18 protein-coding genes are annotated in these 18,330 nt (G+C 68.2%); 9 read left to right on the top strand and 9 right to left on the bottom strand.

Annotated features, from left to right (window positions below; translation table 11 throughout):
* Positions 1–46: 46 nt before the first annotated feature.
* Positions 47–1,234 (top strand): elongation factor Tu, encoded by a 1,188-nt coding sequence (gene tuf, locus ABD191_RS13840; RefSeq protein WP_344081266.1) that lies wholly within the window; start codon positions 47–49, stop codon positions 1,232–1,234.
* A gap of 109 nt (positions 1,235–1,343) precedes the next feature.
* Here tuf and ABD191_RS13845 read toward each other — a convergent pair whose 3' ends face one another.
* On the bottom strand, positions 1,344–1,817 hold the full coding sequence (locus ABD191_RS13845) for a DUF5680 domain-containing protein (RefSeq protein WP_344081269.1): 474 nt from the start codon (positions 1,815–1,817) through the stop codon (positions 1,344–1,346).
* 264 nt (positions 1,818–2,081) lie between these two features.
* Between ABD191_RS13845 and ABD191_RS13850 the strand changes: the two genes are divergently transcribed.
* Positions 2,082–2,567: a hypothetical protein gene (locus ABD191_RS13850; protein ID WP_344081272.1), complete on the top strand. Its 486-nt coding sequence runs from the start codon at positions 2,082–2,084 to the stop codon at positions 2,565–2,567.
* Positions 2,568–2,891: 324 nt separating this feature from the next.
* On the top strand, positions 2,892–3,278 hold the full coding sequence (locus ABD191_RS13855) for a DUF3592 domain-containing protein (protein ID WP_344081275.1): 387 nt from the start codon (positions 2,892–2,894) through the stop codon (positions 3,276–3,278).
* A gap of 258 nt (positions 3,279–3,536) precedes the next feature.
* On the opposite strand, the gene ABD191_RS13860 is transcribed toward ABD191_RS13855, so the two are convergent.
* Positions 3,537–6,590: a tetratricopeptide repeat protein gene (locus tag ABD191_RS13860; protein WP_344081278.1), complete on the bottom strand. Its 3,054-nt coding sequence runs from the start codon at positions 6,588–6,590 to the stop codon at positions 3,537–3,539.
* Between the two features lie 97 nt (positions 6,591–6,687).
* On the opposite strand from ABD191_RS13860, the gene ABD191_RS13865 reads away from it, so the two are divergent.
* On the top strand, positions 6,688–7,293 hold the full coding sequence (locus tag ABD191_RS13865) for a DUF2690 domain-containing protein (RefSeq protein ID WP_344081281.1): 606 nt from the start codon (positions 6,688–6,690) through the stop codon (positions 7,291–7,293).
* Between the two features lie 188 nt (positions 7,294–7,481).
* Positions 7,482–7,949, top strand: coding sequence for a hypothetical protein (locus ABD191_RS13870; RefSeq protein ID WP_344081284.1), 468 nt, complete (start codon positions 7,482–7,484; stop codon positions 7,947–7,949).
* A gap of 87 nt (positions 7,950–8,036) precedes the next feature.
* Here the strand turns inward: ABD191_RS13870 and ABD191_RS13875 are convergent, their stop codons facing one another.
* Positions 8,037–8,432 carry a hypothetical protein gene (locus tag ABD191_RS13875; RefSeq protein WP_344081287.1) on the bottom strand — a complete coding sequence of 132 codons (396 nt, stop codon included), beginning with the start codon at positions 8,430–8,432 and terminating at the stop codon, positions 8,037–8,039.
* A 37-nt stretch (positions 8,433–8,469) separates the two neighbouring features.
* On the bottom strand, positions 8,470–8,889 hold the full coding sequence (locus ABD191_RS13880; protein ID WP_344081290.1) for a hypothetical protein: 420 nt from the start codon (positions 8,887–8,889) through the stop codon (positions 8,470–8,472).
* A 712-nt stretch (positions 8,890–9,601) separates the two neighbouring features.
* Between ABD191_RS13880 and ABD191_RS13885 the strand changes: the two genes are divergently transcribed.
* The gene (locus ABD191_RS13885; protein WP_344081293.1) at positions 9,602–12,058 is read left to right on the top strand and encodes a non-reducing end alpha-L-arabinofuranosidase family hydrolase; all 2,457 of its coding nucleotides are present in this window, start codon (positions 9,602–9,604) and stop codon (positions 12,056–12,058) included.
* Between the two features lie 454 nt (positions 12,059–12,512).
* On the opposite strand, the gene ABD191_RS13890 is transcribed toward ABD191_RS13885, so the two are convergent.
* Positions 12,513–13,301, bottom strand: coding sequence for a hypothetical protein (locus ABD191_RS13890; protein WP_344081296.1), 789 nt, complete (start codon positions 13,299–13,301; stop codon positions 12,513–12,515).
* Between the two features lie 86 nt (positions 13,302–13,387).
* Here ABD191_RS13890 and ABD191_RS13895 point away from each other — a divergent pair, with 86 nt between their 5' ends.
* Both ABD191_RS13895 and ABD191_RS13900 read left to right on the top strand, forming a co-directional pair.
* Positions 13,388–14,500 (top strand): sensor histidine kinase, encoded by a 1,113-nt coding sequence (locus ABD191_RS13895; RefSeq protein WP_344081298.1) that lies wholly within the window; start codon positions 13,388–13,390, stop codon positions 14,498–14,500.
* On the top strand, positions 14,497–15,102 hold the full coding sequence (locus ABD191_RS13900; RefSeq protein ID WP_344081300.1) for a response regulator: 606 nt from the start codon (positions 14,497–14,499) through the stop codon (positions 15,100–15,102). Before ABD191_RS13895 ends, ABD191_RS13900 begins: the two co-directional genes overlap by 4 nt.
* Positions 15,103–15,375: 273 nt before the next feature.
* Here the strand turns inward: ABD191_RS13900 and ABD191_RS13905 are convergent, their stop codons facing one another.
* Together ABD191_RS13905 and ABD191_RS13910 are read right to left on the bottom strand one after the other, a co-directional pair.
* Positions 15,376–16,431 carry a hypothetical protein gene (locus ABD191_RS13905; protein ID WP_344081303.1) on the bottom strand — a complete coding sequence of 352 codons (1,056 nt, stop codon included), beginning with the start codon at positions 16,429–16,431 and terminating at the stop codon, positions 15,376–15,378.
* A gap of 132 nt (positions 16,432–16,563) precedes the next feature.
* Positions 16,564–17,112, bottom strand: a complete 549-nt coding sequence (locus ABD191_RS13910; RefSeq protein WP_344081306.1) for a P-loop nucleotide/nucleoside kinase family protein — start codon at positions 17,110–17,112, stop codon at positions 16,564–16,566.
* A 72-nt stretch (positions 17,113–17,184) separates the two neighbouring features.
* On the opposite strand from ABD191_RS13910, the gene ABD191_RS29400 reads away from it, so the two are divergent.
* On the top strand, positions 17,185–17,655 hold the full coding sequence (locus ABD191_RS29400; protein ID WP_486341494.1) for an NsdA family TPR-like regulatory protein: 471 nt from the start codon (positions 17,185–17,187) through the stop codon (positions 17,653–17,655).
* Here the strand turns inward: ABD191_RS29400 and ABD191_RS13920 are convergent.
* Both ABD191_RS13920 and ABD191_RS13925 read right to left on the bottom strand, forming a co-directional pair.
* Positions 17,652–17,957 carry an HAD-IA family hydrolase gene (locus ABD191_RS13920; protein WP_344081636.1) on the bottom strand — a complete coding sequence of 102 codons (306 nt, stop codon included), beginning with the start codon at positions 17,955–17,957 and terminating at the stop codon, positions 17,652–17,654. The two genes, ABD191_RS29400 and ABD191_RS13920, sit on opposite strands and share 4 nt — an antisense overlap.
* Positions 17,917–18,279: an HAD family hydrolase gene (locus tag ABD191_RS13925; protein ID WP_344081312.1), complete on the bottom strand. Its 363-nt coding sequence runs from the start codon at positions 18,277–18,279 to the stop codon at positions 17,917–17,919. Before ABD191_RS13925 ends, ABD191_RS13920 begins: the two co-directional genes overlap by 41 nt.
* Positions 18,280–18,330: the final 51 nt, after the last annotated feature.

Genomic DNA, 18,330 nt, shown 5'->3' on the forward strand with positions numbered 1-18,330 from the left:
ACCACCGTCATGCCTTCCCTCAGCCAGATGTGGAGGCACATCAACCATGGCGAAACGAGAGTTCGTGCGCGCGAAGGCGCACCTCAACATAGGCACGATGGGTCACGTCGACCACGGCAAGACGACCCTGACGGCGGCGATCACCAAGGTTCTCGCCGAGCGCGACCCGGTGGCCAACCGGTACGTGTCGTTCGACGGGATCGACCGGGCGCCGGAGGAGATCGCCCGCGGCATCACCATCAACATCGCCCACGTCGAGTACGAGACGGCGACGCGCCACTACGCGCACGTCGACATGCCCGGCCACGCCGACTACGTGAAGAACATGATCACGGGGGCGGCGCAGGTGGACGCGGCGATCCTGGTCGTCTCGGCGCAGGACGGGTCGATGCCGCAGACCCGCGAGCACGTGCTGCTGGCCCGACGGGTCGGCGTGCCGTACCTCGTGGTGGCCCTCAACAAGGCCGACGCGGTCGACGACCCGGAGCTGCTCGACCTCGTCGAGCTGGAGGTGCGCGAACTGCTCAGCACGTACGGCTTCCCCGGCGACGACGTGCCGGTGGTCCGGGTGTCGGCGCTGCGGGCACTCGCCGGCGACCCGGCCTGGGTGCGGTCCGTCGTGGACCTGCTCGACGCGGTCGACAGGTACGTGCCGGTGCCCGAGCGCGAGCGGGTCGGCCCGTTCCTGATGCCGATCGAGAACGTGCTCACCATCTCGGGCCGGGGCACGGTCGTGACCGGCGCCGTGGAGCGTGGCACGCTGCGGGTCGGCGACCCCGTCGAAGTGGTCGGCCTCGGGCCGACGCTGGCCACGGTGGCCACCGGCCTGGAGATGTTCGGCCGCTCCCTGGCCGAGGCCGAGGCCGGCGACAACGCGGCGGTGCTGCTGCGCGGCGTCAAGCGCGACCAGGTCCAACGGGGTCAGGTCGTAGCGACGCCGGGCTCGCTGACGCCGCACCGCCGCTTCACCGCCCGGGTGTACGCGCTCACCGCGGCCGAAGGCGGCCGGCACACGCCGTTCGCGGCGAACTACCGGCCGCAGTTCTACTTCCGTACCACCGACGTACCCGGCTCGGTCGACCTCGGCGGGCTCGACCTGGTCATGCCCGGCGACACCGTCGACCTGACGGTGGAGTTGGGTCAGCCGGTCGCCATGGACGCCGGGCTGGGCTTCGCGGTCCGGGAAGGCGGCCGTACGGTCGCCGCCGGCTCGGTGACCACGCTGCTCGACTGAGCGCTCTGCCGGGGCGGGCCGATCACGGCCCGCCCCGGCAGGGCCCGGTGTCCGGCCGCCCCGATCGGACAACCGATCGCCGCTGCTCTCTGTCGCGGGGCGACGTGACTCACTCTGCGACTGTGCCACCCAGGTAGAGCAATTCGTAGACTGCGGTCCCGTCCCGCTCGATGGTCTCCCGGCCGGTGAACCGGGTGACGTCGCCGCTGGACGTGTCGGTGTACAGCCATTCCTGCACCTGCGCGGTCCATCCGCCGAGGAAGCGGCCGGTCGCGTACAACCCTGTGAGTGCTGCCTTGATCACCCGGCCGGCGGTGGCCGCGTCGATCAGTTCCGGGCGCAGTAGGTAGCCGTAGTAGGTCATGGACCAGACCGGGATGTCGTGGTGGCGTACGGTCTCCTGGCCGCAGAAGCTGGCGCCGCCGACGTAGCAGTCCTGGTAGCTCCATGGACCGTCGCTGAAGGTGAGCAGGTGGCTGCCCGGCCACGGTGGCGCTGCGGGGGTTCCGCCACCGACATAGGTGGCGGCCTTCGCGCGCACGACGAACGTCTCCAGCGTGCCGGCATCGGGGGGTGCGATCATGCGGTGCACTATGCCGGCGCCCCCTGACAGGATCGACGTAGCCGAATCGCAGAAAGCTCTCATCCGTCGGTGTCCGGGCATCAAAGCCGCTATGAGTTGCGTGAGGTCCTCAATTCGATCTTCCACCAGAACCGGACTGGTTGTTAGGCCGCTATGGCGACCCAAGAGACCGGAAAATCTGATAGCTGCATGCCGGAACCTACCAACCGGTTCGGCGCTCCTTATTGCGTAACGCAATCAACCTCGTGCCGAGACGGAGGCAGCATGGCCGCAAGAGGTAAGGCAGTGTTGGCAGCATTCATCGTCGGTACTCTGCTCGCTATTGGAGCGGCTCCCACGCCGGCTTGGGCCGTGGATCCCTGGGAGACGGCGGAGCCCGCACCAAACAACTACCCGGCCCCCAATTCCATCTGCCAGGCCATCAACGCTGCGACTGCCTGCTTCTCAATGTCCGGCGATGACTGGTACGTCCTGGACCGGTTTCCGGACGGGTTGGCGGTATACGTCAACTGGCAGAACCAGCTCATGAACAGCGTGGGGAGTTGGTCACTCTATCGAAGTGGACAGTGCCGCAGCAACTTGGGAACCTCCAACTGGGGCGTCTGCTACAAGGACTACTACGAGAATTCAACCGCCAACAACGCGTACGGCGGAAAAGGTAGCCAACTCAGGTGGCAGGCGTGCGCCGACGCTGGCGCGGCTCCCGACATCTGCAGCAGCTGGACGCCGTGGCGCAACAATACTTCGTGATCGCCGCAGAAGCTCCTTCTGTAAGAGTCCGTCCGTAAACCGGCTTCGGCGACGCGTCATGCTGTAGGCGCAAGGAACTCCTGGTAGATCGAGCGTGTCCACGCGCCCTTTCTGCCAGGATTCCGCCTACCGACCTCAGCGTTGCCAACGTCAGATTGGCAGGGCTGAGTGTCCTCATCGGATGATTGGCCCTTTGCGACCGGCGGGCACACTGGTGCCGTGTCCTCCCAACCTCCGCTACGTCCGCCGACACCTCCGTCGGATGGGCGGCCAGGTCGTCGACCGCGACGGATCAGCGACCGGTGGAAGGATCTGCTGATCGCGGTGTTCGCTTTCGGGCTGGGCATCGCGCCGGCCGTCTACTGCGTGGATACGACGGCACGCAACATCGCGCTGTTCGGTGATCGGCCCACCGCCGACGCGGAGGTCGTGGCGTGGAACCCGCACGTGAAGGGCAACGGCGGGACGCTCACCGTCCGGTTCGTCACGGCGGACGGGCGGACGGTCACCACGATCGTGTACGAGATGCGCGACCGCCTGTCGGCAGGTGACCGCCTGCGGGTTCGCTACAACGCGGAGCGCCCCCGGTACGCCCGTGCCGCGGACGCCGGGCCGGATGTGGTCTGGCCGTTGGTCGCCGGGCTTGTGGCGATGGTGGCCCTCGGTGGGGGTCTGGCGATGGGGTGGCGGGCCTGCAGGTCGGCTCGGTAGGCACGGGGGCGCGTCGGCCGGTTGCCGGCGCCGGTCCATGCGTCCCGCTCTCCAACGGCGGTGACCCATTGTCAGGCTGGCACTGGACCGACTACGCGAGCTCCAGCAAAGCCGTGTCGTCGCACTCACACCCGGCAGATGCGCTGAACCGCGCGCTCTTCGAGGTCGGGCCGCGTCCACGAACGGCCGGTCGTCCGCCAGAGTGCTCGTCACCCGGTCCGGTGATCAACAAGCCGGACGCCAGGGACGGCACCGGGGTTACGCGCCGAGGCTCATCAGCGCAGCGCGGACCCTGTCGGCGTCTGGATGGCCGAGTTCGTCGAGGGCGTCGAGGGCGTCACGATATGCCGTGCGAGCCGAATCCGGTCGGCCGGTGGCCAGGTGCGTCTCGGCCAGATGGCCCAGACTCACCGACTCGTGGTACCGGTCGCCGAGCTCCCGGTAGATGTCGATCGCCTGCCCGTAGCTGGTGGCCGCCGTGGCGTGGTCCCGGAGGTGGTGGTGGGTGTACCCGAGCGTGTCCCAGGCGTTGGCCTGCCCGGCCCGGTCGCCGAGGTCCCGCGTCACCTCGAGCGCCTCCCGGCAGTGGATGACGGCCTCGTGGTGGTTTCCCAGGTGTGCTTGGTACCAGGCGAGCGCGTTCAGCGCGTGTCCCTGCCCGAAGCGCAGACCGCTCGCGCGGCACATGGCGACTGCTTGTTGCGCGTGGTCGACGGCCTCCCGGTAGCGGCCCTGCTGCTCGTACACCAGCCCGAAATAATGGTGTGTCTGGGCCTGGCCACCTGCGTCGCCGTGCTCCGCGTACAGGCGGAGCGCGTCCCGCAGATGTGCCTCGGCGCGGTCGCCCCGGCGCAGTCGGACATACGCGCGCGCAAGGTGGACGTGAGCTGACCCCTGAGCCGCGACGTCGCCCGCCCGCTCCGCGGCACGCAGTGCGTGGCGCTGGGCCGTGAGCTGGTCGTGCCACAGCCCGCGCCGGTACAGAAAAACGGCTGCGGCCTCGGCGAGCCGCCAGACGTACGGGTCGAAGCCGGTACGTCCGGCGTGGTCGGCCATGGCGAGCAGGACCCGGTGTTCGACCGTGAACCAATGCATCGCCTGCCGGTGGTCGGCGGGCGCCTGGACGGTGACGCCCGCGCGCGGCGCGTCGACCGGACCCGGGTCCCGCGCGGGTTCGAGCAGCCCGTCGGCCGCGCGGGCCGTGTGCAGGTAGTGGTCCAGCATCCGGCCGGTCACCGCATCGGGCTCCTCGTCGAGGGTCAACCGACCGGCGTACTCGTGCAGGAGATCGTGGAGCGCGTACCGGCCGGGGGCGTGCTCGCTCAGCAGGTGCGCCCGGATCAGCTCGACCAGTAGGGGCCGGACCCGCGGCACCGCCACCCCGGCGACGCTCGCCGCCGCGGCCACCGAAAGCTCTGGCACCGGGTGCCGCCCGAGCAGGCGGAACAACCGTGCCGCAGCAGGACTCAGCGCCCGGTAGGACCAGGAGAACACGGACCGTACGTCGGTGCCCGCGTCGCCGGTGGATAGCGCGTCGAGCCGGTCTCCGTCGCGCAGGTCGGCTGCGAGCACGGCGAGCGGCAGGTGCGGTTGCGTGGCGGCACGGGCGGCGGTGATGGCCAGCGCGAGCGGGAGGCCGGCGCAGCGGTCGACGATCCCGGCGACCACGTCGGGCTCGGCGGCGGTGCGGCGCGGTCCGATGCGCTGGGCCAGCAGGTGCTCGGCGTCGTCGTGGCTCAACACGTCGAGGGCGAGCGGATGGGCACCGTCCGAGGCCACCAGCCCGGCGAGCGGGTCGCGGCTGGTGACCACCGCGAAGCAGCCGGGCGCGGTAGGGAGAAGGGGACGGACCTGCTCGGCGTCACGGGCGTTGTCCAACACCAGCAGCACCCGCCTGCCGACCAGCAGGCTGCGGTACAGGCCAAGCTGAGCCGCCGGATCGGCGGGTAACCGCTGCGACGGATAACCCAACGCGTCCAGGAACCCGGTGACCGCCTCGGCAGCTGCCATCGGTGAGCCGCTCGGTTCGAACCCGCGGAGGTTCACATAGAGCTGACCGTCGGGAAACCGGTGGCCGACCCGGTGCGCCCAGTGCACGGCCACGGCGGTCTTGCCCACGCCGGCGGTGCCGGACACCGCCGCGATGACGACGGCCGATGTGGAGTGGTGGGCGTCGAGCAGACCGTCGAGCTGTGAGATTGCGGCAAGGCGTCCGGTGAACTGGTGGATGTCGGCCGGCAGCTGCGCCGGCGGGCGCGGCTCCTCGGCGCTCGGCTGCGGGGAGGCGGCGGACTTGCCAACCGGCTCCTGGCGTAGGACCCGCCGGTGGGCGTGGACCAGCTCGGGGCCCGGCTCGATGCCGAGATCCTCGACGAGTCGTCGGCGGATCTCGGCGTACGTGGTGAGGGCGTCGGCCTGCCGGTTGCCGGCCCCGAGGATCGCGATGAGCCGGGCGTGCAGCGGTTCGTGCAGTGGGCTGGCCGCGGCGAGTTCGCGGAGCAGGGGCAGGCACCGGTCGCCCTGGCCGGCGGCCAGGGCGAGATCGGCGTACCGCAGGGTCGCGGCGGCCCGTTCCTCCATCACCGCGGTGACCAGTGGATGGTTCCGCAGTTGCGGGATGTCGGCCAGCGGATTGCCGCGCCACAACGCGAGGGCGGTTTCCAGCAGTTCCAACGCCCGGGCCGGCTCGGCGGTGCGGGCCTGACGTACCTGGCGGCGGAACTCGGCCAGGTCGAGCTGGTCATCGGGGAGGTTGAGCCGGTAGCCGCCGGCCGCCCGGCTGATGACGCTGGTCCGCCCGGGTGCGGCCAGGTGCAACGCCGACCGCAGCCTGGACAGGTAGGTCTGCACCGCCTGCGTCGGCGACAACGGGGGTTCGGCCTCCCACAGCAGGTCGACCAGGTCTGCGATCGGCACCGTTGCGTTCACCGACAGGGCCAGCCGGCCGAGCACAGCCCGTCGTCTCCCCCGGCCCACCGGCACCTGCCCCGGTCCCCGCTGGACACTCAGCGGTCCCAGTACCCGTACCCGCACCGGCTGGGCCGGGTCCACCTGCCTGGCTGGGGTGGCCCGGTCGATATCGATGGCGGCGCGCCGGAACGCGACCGCGTTGTCGCCGGTCAACCGCAGGGCACTGACCATCGCGTCCACGGAGCGTCGCTGGGGTCGGCGAGTCCGTCCCTGCTCCAGGTCGCGGATCGCGGCCGGGCTGATGCCGGCGCGGTCGGCCAGTTGCCGCTGGCTGATGCCCGCCGCCCGGCGACAGGTACGCAACAGCCCACCGAAGTCACTGTGATCCGCGGTCGTGTCCACGTCGTACGTGCCCCTGTTTGTCCACCGTCGATGCGTCAGCCTAGTACGGGTTCGCTACGGGCAGGCAATGGTCAATCGATGGAAAGGCAGGGCCGGCATGCTCGATCCCATCCGCACGGCCCCCGGTGGGAGGCGTGCGGACAACGAGCGGTTCTTCCCGCAACCGTCCGTTCCACTGTGCATGCGTCATCGCCTGGCCGATGACCGACCGTATGGGGAGGAACCATTGAACCGTCGGCTCAAGACGCTCACGGCGGCGTGCGCCGTCATCGTCGCCTTGGTGGGGCTCACGCCGGGCACCGCGTTCGCCGCGAGCGGGTTCGGCTACGACGGCCTTTGGGCCGATCAGACCATCTGCGGCAACGACGGAAGAACCGTGATGTCGGCCCCAGTAACCACGCAAACCCAGTTGGGCACGGTCTACGGAAAGATCGAGCTCCGCTACAGCAAGGTCTGCCGGACCGTGTGGGCCCGGGTGACCACCCCGGTCCTGCCGATCCAGCAGTGGGCCGCGGTCTCCCGGAACTCCGAAGAGCACCCCGGGTACCAGGAATGTGACGGCCGGCTGTGGAGCGACTCGCTGAACTCGTTCTACTGCTTCACGGCAATGCTGTACGACGGCGGCATGACCTCGTTCGCGGCGGGCTGGATCTCCCGCAGCATCCTCGAAGACGGGGCCTACGGCTACACCGGCAGCTACTGACGCACAGGGCCTGGCATCCGCGCGGATGCCAGGCCCTGTCGACGCCGCGCGCAGCGCACCCGCCGCTGGTCCTCACCGAACCCGAACCACCGCTGCCGCACGTCGTCGCCAGGGTCGGCAGCCTTGGCGACATCGCAGGCACTTGCCGGCACAGGAATCGCTGGTGCACCGACACTAGGAGTAACAAATTGAATACTCGCAAACCGGCCGAGGCATGGCGGCTGCGGCGGAGGCTCAGCGCCTCGGCTGCGGCGCTGATGCTCCTGGTCACGGGGGCTACCGTCCTTGGGACCGCCGGTCCCGCCTTTGCGGCCGGGTGCCGCACCGCACCGTACAGCGAAGACTACATCGGCCTGGTCGATATCTTCGCCTCGCACGAGAGCTGGGCCTGGGGCGACTTCGGCCCCTACTACGCCACGTCGCAGTGCGCGGACATCCAGGTCCAGAGCATCCCCTCGCTCGGGGACGCGGCCCACCCGCTGTACGCCTGCGTGATCTTCGTGAACTACACGAGCAGCTGCAATTACTGGACGTACGTCCCGGCGGGCGAGTGGCGCAACATTGCCACGAACGTCAAGGACGGCACCAAGTTCCTCATCCGCCTGAACGTCGATCTGGGGACCTACTACAGCGCCGGGGTGCGCGGCGACTGGTGACCTCCGCTGACCGCCGCCTGGAGCACGACTCCGGGCGGCGGCGCCAGCCCTCACCGAATGGACGGTACCCGGCGGTAGGGCCAAGACCTACAACGGCATCGCGGGATCCAGTTGGCGCTCGATCGCCTTCTTGCGGCGGTTGACGACGCCGGCGAAGTTCACCAGAACACCGAGATACCGGACGGTTTCTGAAGCCCACATGTCGATTGTGGAACCACCGCCGGGCTGTGACTCGATATCGATGGACATGACGATTCCGCCATGGATGCCGCGCCGACGCATGTTGATCATTCCCGGCCCGGCAGCCGTGGTCCAGAGCACGGACCGAGGGCCGCCGAACGCGTCACGCACTACCTGCGCCACCTCGGCGGGTTCGTAGGATGTCCGGATCGTCGTCGTGGCAACCGCCCGCTGCGACTCAACGAACTGCCAGATGAGAAGAGCAATCAGACCGACGACGGTGAGTAGACACAGATACTCCACGCGAGCTTCCTTTCTGGAAGATCAAAGGATTTGGCCATTACGGAACGTCAGGCAGCTCAGCCCTGTCCCTCGCTGTTTGATCGAGGCGTATCTGTTCGTTGACGGTCAGCCTCAGGCTCCCCGCGCCGCGTGCGAGCTTGAACGTGATGCCCCCGTCGATCAGCGGCAGCGCCCCGGGCTCGTCCAACGCCTCGCTGCCGTACATCTCCCAGACGAGGCACGCGGCACCGAAAGTCGCGAAACCGTCCCGGTCCGCCGACACGACAGCACGGAGTTCGGTGAGAAAGGCGTCGCGGTCGTCCGTCGCGTAGGCGTACAGCGGCCCGATGCGGTCCCACATGTCGCTGCCATCGATGCCGCTGTGCTGAACGTCGAACGTGTACCGGCCGAGCTTTTCCAGCCAACGCAGCATGTCAGTGGGGAAACGCCGCCGGCGCTTCTTCCTGAGCAGTGCCATGTCCGTCTCTGACGGACAGTCCGTCAGAAACACTGGAGCGCGCACGGGAGGTCACCCACGTGGCACGGTCCATCCAGGTCAGGTCCCGCCCGCTCTCATCGTCGACGAGTCCATACTCGACTAACCCCGATCTCAAAGTTGATCGTCTTCTGAGCCACCTTCTGTGGACGCGGGCCTACTCAGATCAACTAGTTCGTGAAAACTTTCGCAATGTCGGTCGACCGTTCGGCACGTGCTTCAGCGAGGATCCGGCTGGCCAGTGAGGCACAGACAGCTACCACCGAAACATCGACACGTGGAACTGCGTGGCCAGAAACGTGAATATATTTGGGATTGCGCCCCGCCCTGTGTCGGGCCTCCGAAAAACAGCAGCTGAAGGCGCTGCCGGATACGGGGCATGCCGACGTGTCCGCGCCGGGTCGGCAGCGGAACGGCGGCCGGACCTGGCCGGCACTTCCGATAGGAGTTCCAAAAGTTTCGGAGAGATTCTGTTGCGAGTTTCGGAGGGCCCTGGCATCGTTATGCGCCACTACACCCCCACGTCCCCCAGCACTAACAGCTCAGCAAGCGCTGGCAGCTCAGCGGCCGGATCACCCCTCCGGCTACGTCGCGGTGACGGCCACCCCGCCACTCGTCGGCTGCCCGGCGCTCCTGGCGGGCATCTGCCTGCCAACAGCCATGTCAACCGATGTTAGCGTTCACAAGGAGCGGGATGTCCACCTCGATCCGTCCACCAAAACGCAGATTCAAGACCATAGCGATCGCTGGCGCGGCCCTTGCCGTGACGGGCGCGGTCGCGCTGGTCATCCCCGAGGCCGGTGCGGCAGCCAGCACACTCGCTGCCGCAGCGGGCCAGTCCGGCCGCTACTTCGGCACGGCGATCGCCTCGGGCAAGCTCGGCGACTCGACCTACACCACGATCGCGAACCGTGAGTTCAACATGATCACGGCCGAGAACGAGATGAAGATCGACGCTACCGAGCCCAACCAGAACCAGTTCAACTTCACCAACGCCGACCGGGTCTACAACTGGGCCACCCAGAACGGCAAGAAGGTACGCGGGCACACCCTTGCCTGGCACAACCAGCAGCCGAGCTGGATGTCGAACCTGTCCGGCACCGCCCTGCGCAACGCCATGATCAACCACATCAACGGGGTCATGGGCTACTACAAAGGCAAGATCCCCTACTGGGACGTGGTGAACGAGGCCTACGCCGACGGCAACAGCGGCGGGCGGCGCTCGTCCAACCTGCAGTCCACCGGCAACGACTGGATCGAGGTCGCGTTCAGGACCGCCCGCGCCGCCGACCCCGCCGCCAAACTCTGCTACAACGACTACAACACCGACATCTGGTCCTGGGCCAAGACGCAGGGCGTCTACAACATGGTGAAGGACTTCAAGTCCCGGGGCGTGCCGATCGACTGCGTCGGTTTCCAGTCCCACTTCAACGCGAACTCGCCGTACGACAGCAGCTACCGCACCACGCTGTCGAGCTTCGCGGCGTTGGGTGTGGAAGTGGCGATCACCGAGCTGGACATCCAGGGTGGCTCAGCCACCACCTACGCCAACGTGGTCAATGACTGTCTCGCCGTCCCGAAGTGCGTCGGCATCACCGTGTGGGGCGTGCGCGACAGCGACTCCTGGCTGGGCAGCAACACCAGCCCGCTGCTCTTCGACGGCAACGGCAACAAGAAGTCCGCGTACACCTCGGTCCTCAACGCCCTCAACGCCGCGTCGTCGACGCCGACCAGCGCCGCACCGACCAGCGCCGCCCCCACCAGCGCCGCGTCGACGGGCGGCACCGGCGGCACCGGTCGCATCCAGGGGTCCCAGTCGGGTCGTTGCATTGATGTGCCCAACTCCACGACGACCAACGGCACCAGGGTGCAGCTCTACGACTGCAACAACCAGCCGAACCAGGCCTGGACCTATACGTCCAGCAAGCAGCTGAAGATCTTCAGCAACACCTGTCTGGACGCGGCGGGCACCGGCGACGGTGCGGCCGTCCAGATCTACAGCTGCAACGGGCAGACCAACCAGCAGTGGAACCTCAACTCCAACGGCACCATCACCAGCGTTCAGACGGGCAAGTGCCTGGACGTCTGGAGCACGTCCAACGGGGCGCAGGTGCAGATGTACGCCTGTAACGGACAGAGCAACCAGCAGTTCAGGCACTATGGGAGTGGCGGCACCACATCGGCACCGGCGACGACCGCGGCATCGACGACCGCGGCATCGACGACCGGCTCGCAGCAGACGTGCGCGCTGCCGTCCACCTACCGGTGGTCGTCGACGGGCGTGCTGGCGACTCCGAAGTCGGGCTGGGCGTCGTTGAAGGACTTCACGAATGTGACCTACAACGGCAAGCACCTGGTGTACGGGACGTCGCACGACTTTGGTACGTCATGGGGTGGGATGAGCTTCGCCCCGTTCACGAACTGGTCGGACATGGGTTCGGCGACGCAGAACACGTTGCCGTTCACGGCTGTAGCGCCGACGTTGTTCTACTTCGCGCCGAAGAACATCTGGGTGCTCACCTACCAGTGGGGTGGCAACGGCGCGTTCTCGTACCGTACGTCGAGCGACCCGACCAACATCAACGGCTGGTCCTCGGCACAGACGCTGTTCACGGGCAGCATCTCCAACTCGAGTACGGGTCCGATCGACCAGACGATCATCGGTGACAGCTCAAACATGTACCTGTTCTTCGCCGGGGACAACGGCAGGATCTACCGGGCGAGCATGCCGATCGGGAACTTCCCGGGCAACTTCGGTTCGTCGTACACGACAATCATGACCGACACGACCAACAACCTGTTCGAAGGCGTTGAGGTCTACAAGGTCAAGAACCAGAACCAGTACCTGATGCTGGTCGAGTCGATCGGGTCGAACGGGCGTTACTTCCGTTCGTACACGTCCTCAAGCCTGAGCGGTTCATGGACGGCGCAGGCGACGTCGGAGGGCAACCCGTTCGCGGGCAAGGCCAACAGCGGTGCCACCTGGACCAACGACATCAGTCACGGTGACCTGGTCCGCGACAACCCGGACCAGACCAAGACGGTCGACGCGTGCAACCTGCAGTTGCTCTACCAGGGGCGTTCACCCAGCTCCGGCGGCGACTACGGCCTGCTTCCCTACCGGCCGGGGGTCCTGACGCTGCAGCGCTAGCGGCATGACACAGGTAAGCCCGAGGCTGTCAGGATCGGGTAAACCCGCTGTGGCGGGCTCGGTGCGACACCGAGCCCGCCACAGTCATGTAGGCAAAGCCGGAGAGCAGGCCCACCCCTCGGTTCCACTACACCCGTGACGTCGAACGCGTCCTCGTCGCTGCCTGGGCAGGTACCGACTCGTGCAAGAGTGGAAACAGGCGGGCGACCCTGGGTGGCGGCGGGCGCGAGCCACCGACCTCCCGTCACGAGGTACCGCACCGGCCCACCTAAGCCACAAAATGATCAGCGGTGCATCGGGATCCGGCGCCGGCTGTGTTCGAGGCGATGCTGATCGGGTGGGGGTGCGAGCAGCAGGCCGGCGCGCATCGAGGCGTCTCGGCAGGTCGCCGAGGCCGCGACCACGCTGTCTCCGCTGACATGGCGCGACCGGTAGCAGCGGCACCGTTGCCGGCTCACATCGTGACGGCGACTGCGATTGCGGTGAGACCGATGATGAGGTCGACGACGCCGCACCACTCGGCGTACGGGCGGGGGACGACCAGGTTGCGGCGGTGGTGCCAGGCGTCCCAGCCGGCGTGGAAGATCCAGCCGAAGCCGACCAGGATCTGGCCCCACTGTGGGCCGGCGGCCGCCGCCGCGGCGAGCAGGAGCAGGTAGCCGGCGAGGGCGGCGAGCTGGGCGAGCAGGACCGGGCGGGGGCGCAGCGTGCGGCGGACGGTGCCGATCGTGAGGTAGCCCAGCGGCAGGACCATCATCGCCACCAGGGGTACCGGCCGGGGGTTGAACAGGTAGTCGACGGTCATGAGCACGGCCAGGGCGCTCGGCCAGCGGGCCAGCAGGCCGTGCCGCCCGGCGTGCCGATGTGCCGGTGTGCCGTACTCGGTGGGGCGGCGCAGCATGGCCAGGAGCATCGCCGGCAGCATCAGCAGAAGACCGCCCATCAGCACGATGTCGCCGCCGATCAGGCCCGCCCACCACGGGGGCAGCAGGAGCAGGAACGGGGCGTACATGGCGACGGTCATCTCGGCGATCGCGGCGCGGCCGTGACCGCGGTGCCACATCCACACCGCCATCGCGGCCGCCATGTCGGTCGCCATCACCAGCGACGCGATGTCGGCGCGGTCGGCCGGCGGCCACAGCGGGCCCAGTACCACCATGCCGACCACCATGGCCAGGACCATCTCGACGAAGTGGCGGGCGAACGCCCGCCGGGACACCCGGTGCTCGACGTGTGTTGTCATGCCGGCAGCGTGCCGCCGCCTGGGCGCCGCCGGCCCATGACGTTTTCACGGTCCGGGCATGACGGGTGCTGACCTACAGTCGCCCCATGCAGCAGCGCCTGGCCCAGGTCCGGGTCGTCACGTTCGTCGTGCTCGTCACCAACGCTTCCGCGGCGCTGTTCCTGCCGGCGGTCGGGCTGTGGCGGGAGCCGGAGCCGGCCCGGCAGGTCCTCGGCGCGCTCGGCATCGCACTGTTCAGCGCCGCCCAGGCCGCGGTGCTGTACACCTTGGTCACGCCCTGGCTGAGCGGGCGCGTCAAACGGTGGTCACGGGTGGCGCTGGCCTTGACCGCCGTCGCGTCGCTGCCTCTCGTGGGGCCGGTCGGCGGTGGCTGGCCGACCTGGTCGTGGCTGGCCGCGTGCAGCGTCGGCGTCGTGCCGGTGCTCACCGGGCCGCTCCTCGCCATCGGGCTGAGCGCCGCCACGGTCGCGCTCGCGCTGGCCGTCACGCCCGGCTCGATCGGCGACTCGCTGATCATCACGGCTGGGTTCGGTGCCGGTCTCGCCGCGATTAACGTGCTGCACGTCTGGCTGTGGGACGTCTTGCTGCAGGCCGAGCAGGGCCGGGCCGCGCAGGTGCAGCTGGCCACCGCCGAGGAGCGGCTGCGCTTCGCGCGTGACGTACACGACCTGCTGGGACACAACCTGTCCATCATTGCGCTGAAGGCCGAGCTGGCGGAGCGGCTGGCCGCCACCGACGGGGCGCGGGCCGGTCAGGAGGCGGCGGAGGTGCGCCGGCTCGCCGCGTCGACCCTCGTCGAGCTGCGGGCGGCAGTGTACGGATACCGGCAGGTCGGCCTGCGCGAGCAGCTCACCGCGATCGAACGGGTGCTGGAGTCGTCGGGCGTGCGCTGCACCGTCAGCGTGCCGGACGGTGATCTGCCGGCACAGGCGGTGCTGACAGCGGTGGTACGCGAGGCGACCACCAACGTGCTGCGGCACAGCCGGGCCGGGTGGTGCACCATCACGCTGCAAGCCGCCCTCGGCGAGGTCCGCCTGACCGTGACCAATGACGGTGTACGGGATGCGGCCGCGCCCGACGCACACAGTCAAGGACTACGTGGGTTGGCGGACCGGCTGGCCGAGGCCGGCGGCGTGCTGCACACCCGGGCCGACGGTGGGCGGTTCACCGTCGAGGCCGTCGTACGCTCACCGTCGTGATCCGAGTCCTGCTCGCCGACGACGAAGAGCTCATCCGCGTCGCGGTCGCCGCCCTGCTCGGCCTGGAACCGGACCTGGACGTGGTGGCCCAGGCCGCGGACGGCCGCGCCGCCGTCGAGGCCGCCCGTGCCCACCGCCCCGACGTCGCCGTCGTCGACCTGCAGATGCCGGCGCTGGACGGCATCGAGGTCGCCGCCGAGCTCCGGCGCGCAGTGCCGCCCTGCGCGGTGGTCATCCTGACCGGCCGGGGCCGCCCGGCGCAGCTGCCCCGGGCCCTCGCCGCCGGCGCCAAGGGCTTCCTGCCCAAGGGCTCACCTGGCGGCGCGCTCGCCGACGTGATCCGCCGCGTGCACACTGGCGGCCGGTACGTCGACCCGGGCCTGGCCGCGGACGCGCTGAGCCTGCCCGAGTGCCCGCTCAGCCCCCGCGAGCTGGACGTCCTGCGGCACAGCGACCCCGACGTCCCGGTCACGGTCGTCGCCCGCCGCCTGCACCTCTCCCCGGGCACCGTTCGCAACCACCTCACCGCGATCACGTCGAAGCTAGGTGTCACCGGCCGCGAGCAGGCCGCCGCGAAGGCCCGCGAGCACGGCTGGCTCTGACCACGCCATGTTCAAGGTGCGCAGGCGGGCGTCGTGAACCCGCGCCACATACATCGGCAGCACGGGCAGCGTCGCGGCGACCGGACAGGGCTGTCGTTCACTGTCCGACAGGGCGGTAGCGGAGATGTACGACGCCGTTTCGGAATCGGCGCTCATCGAGCCGCCAACCGCGCGCGCAGGGTCGGCGAAGCGCTGGACGGTGCGCGGATTTGCCGATGAGCGTGCAATGGTCGAGGCCAGCCTGGGGTCTGCCTTCCGGATGAGACCCGGCTGCTACACGAGGCGCGGCTTGATATCGATCCACTCGCGCAGCTGGGCGGCGAGGCCCGCATCCTGGACGGCGTCCAGGTGCCACTGGGCCGCGTTGACTAGATTCTTCGCCTGCCGGGAGTGACGCATCTGCGTGCGGTCGAGGCCGCTGAGGTCGCGCTGGTCATCGAGCATGGCCACCTCGTTCAGACCGGCTGGGAGGGCGTCCAGGCAGGCCCGGACGATGTCGTCAGCCGACGGCAGCACCACCGACTCGACCCCCGCGCGCCGCATGTCGCCTGCGAAGTACGCCAGCTTCTCGGCGCTCTCAGCTTCGGTGAACACAGCCCGGGCCTGTCCCTGCCGCAGCAGCCAGAGCTTCAGTTCCGCCCAGTCCGCCCGCCGGTGCGACTGGTCACCCAGGTGTTGATCGATGAGCAGCAGCAAGTACAGCCACCAGTTAGTGCGCTCGTGTAGTGCTGGCTGGCGACGGTCCAGCCACTGCCAGCGCTGCTGCTCATCGAGCTGGAACAGGTGGACCAATCCGTCCTTGACAGCCTGGCGCTGCCGGCCGAGTTTCCCGGCGGCCACATGCTCGGGCGGATGGGGTGCGCTGATCGACCACACGTCACCGGCATCGATCATCTCCTGGTACGCGGTGGTGGCGACAAGGAGCGATATCCGCGACTCGGCAAGCCAGTAGCGCCGATAGTCCGCGCCGGTCTGGTCGGTGATCTCCTGCAGGTAGAAGCCGAGGCGGTCCAATTCGGCGTTCAACTGCGTAAACCGCGGATGTCGGCCGAACGGCCCGTACCGATGCACAAGTGCCTCCGTGACCGTGATGCTCGCCAGGCGATGCGCCTGCACGGTGAAGCCGGTCGCCTGCCAGCGGCTGGATCCGGGCCATCGCCCCCAGGAAAACTCCACCAGGCCGTAGTCACGCCGCATCGCGGCGCGGGTTCGGCTCTCTACGAATGCATCACCCAGCGTGCGGGCGACATCGTCCGGCGAATCTGTCTGGCCCACGCCCAGAACCGTGCCGCTGACCACCACGTCGACGAAGAAGTCAAGGTCGGCCACCCCGCAAGCGTGGTGGAGAACCGGGCGCGGCGCAATCAGCGGCCGGCATCCCCCGATGAACAATCTCGCAGATCATCCCGCACCGGCTCGCACATGCCGCCGTCGGTGTGCGACCGGGCCACCGATGTCTCGTTACGCAGGGTCATTCGACCGCCGAGGCGGCCAGCGGTATCCGCGCCACTCATCCCATGTTGCGAATCCAGCCGGTGGGTCATCAATGGGTTCGCTGCCGTCGAGTTCTCCTCGCGTTGGGATCTCGAGGTTGGCAGCCCACTGGGCGAGTTCGTCGTCGGACATAGGCCAGGTCGTGTCTGGCGCTTCGGCTTGCCGCCGATCGAGCCGTCTTCGCTGCTCGGCTGGGGCGAGTTCGAAGTAGCGCATCTCCACGGCCGCGCCGAGGTCTGCTGCTGCCTGGCGTAGAGCGGAGCGCTCGTCTCGACTCCAGAGGCCGAAGTCGATTACGACGTTGTTGCCCAGTTCAAGAGCGCGCAGCCCGATCTGGATGAGCCGTCCTTCGAGTACGGCCCCAGCCGATGGTGGATTTTCGTGCCCGTAGAGTGCCTTGACCCACTCGTCCTTCGTGAGACGAAGTGCTTGCTGCTCGATCTCGATGCGCCGAGCGGCAGTGGTCTTCCCGGTGCATGGGAGTCCCACGGTCAGGAACAATGTTGGCTGCCTCATCCTCACCCGCTTTCGACCGAACCGAGCTCATCGTCATTGCCGCCATCCGCTCATGCCGCAGACCCGTCAGCGATGCTCGCCGCTCGATCAGCTCGCGCCCTGTCCAAAACCGGCGATCGGCGGGCCTGTGCCCGCATGCTCAACCGTGCTCGTGTTCAGCTGGAACATGGTGTCAGCTCGGATGATCCAGCCTGGCTCTACTGGGTGACGGAAGGTGAGATCGAGATGATTGCGGGATCTTGCGCCCTCGATCTCGGAGATCCGAAAGAAGCGCTCCGCCGGTTCGACGCGGCGATGGCTGCCGACTACCGAGGCGACGACGAGTATCCACGGAGCCACGCCATCTACCTGGCTCGAGCTGCTGAAGCCCACCTTATGCTGCGTGATCTCGATGGGACGCTACATCGAGCCAGTCATGCTATGCAGTGCCTTGGCGGAGTTGACTCCACCCGCTCATCAACAACCCTGACCAGCCTTCGGGCGAAACTCGCCAGCCACGCGAGCAATCGGGCGGTCCGCGAGTTCCTGGACTCCACCCGCTAGAGCGAGCGCGGAAGTCCCAGCAGCGCCCGCAACCGCACCGCAGTCTCGTCCTCGTCCAGTGCGTGGATCACGGTAATGCCCATCGCCTGCGCAGCCGCGAGGTTCACCTCGGTGTCATCGGCGAACAGGCACGACGTAGCAGCTACACCGAGTCGCTTCAGCGTGTGATGGAAGATCGCGGGGTCTGGCTTGCGGATACCGAGATCCGTCGACAGGACGACGACGTCGAAGATGGTGTCCAGCCGGTACGGTAGATACGGATCATGAGGGTCGGTTCCCCAACGAGTTCGACAGCACCGCAGTTCTCATACCAGCGTCACGCGCGTCTCGCGCTACCTGCAGCACCTCGTACGCCGGGTCCAAGGCATACAGCACCCGGCCCATCAGGTTGCCGGAGTCCACCCCGAGCAGCGCGCCGAAGCCAGCGTTCCAGCCGCGCTGATCCATCTCCCCGACTTCAAGGCGACGGTACAACTCCTGTCCGGGGGGACTCGCCCATGCCCTCAGGAATGCCCCAGCCGGTAGCTGCTCTCGGCGTTCGAAGTCGGTGATGACCTCAACCATGTTGCTGGTCAAGACGCCCGCGAAGTCCAGAATCAGTCCTTCAAAGCGTCCAGTCGCCACAGTGCCCCACCATACCCGGATCAACCCGGCGACTGTATCGCCGAGGTCCCG

It is taken from the genome of Luedemannella helvata (genome assembly GCF_039528415.1).
Lineage (GTDB): Bacteria > Actinomycetota > Actinomycetes > Mycobacteriales > Micromonosporaceae > Luedemannella > Luedemannella helvata.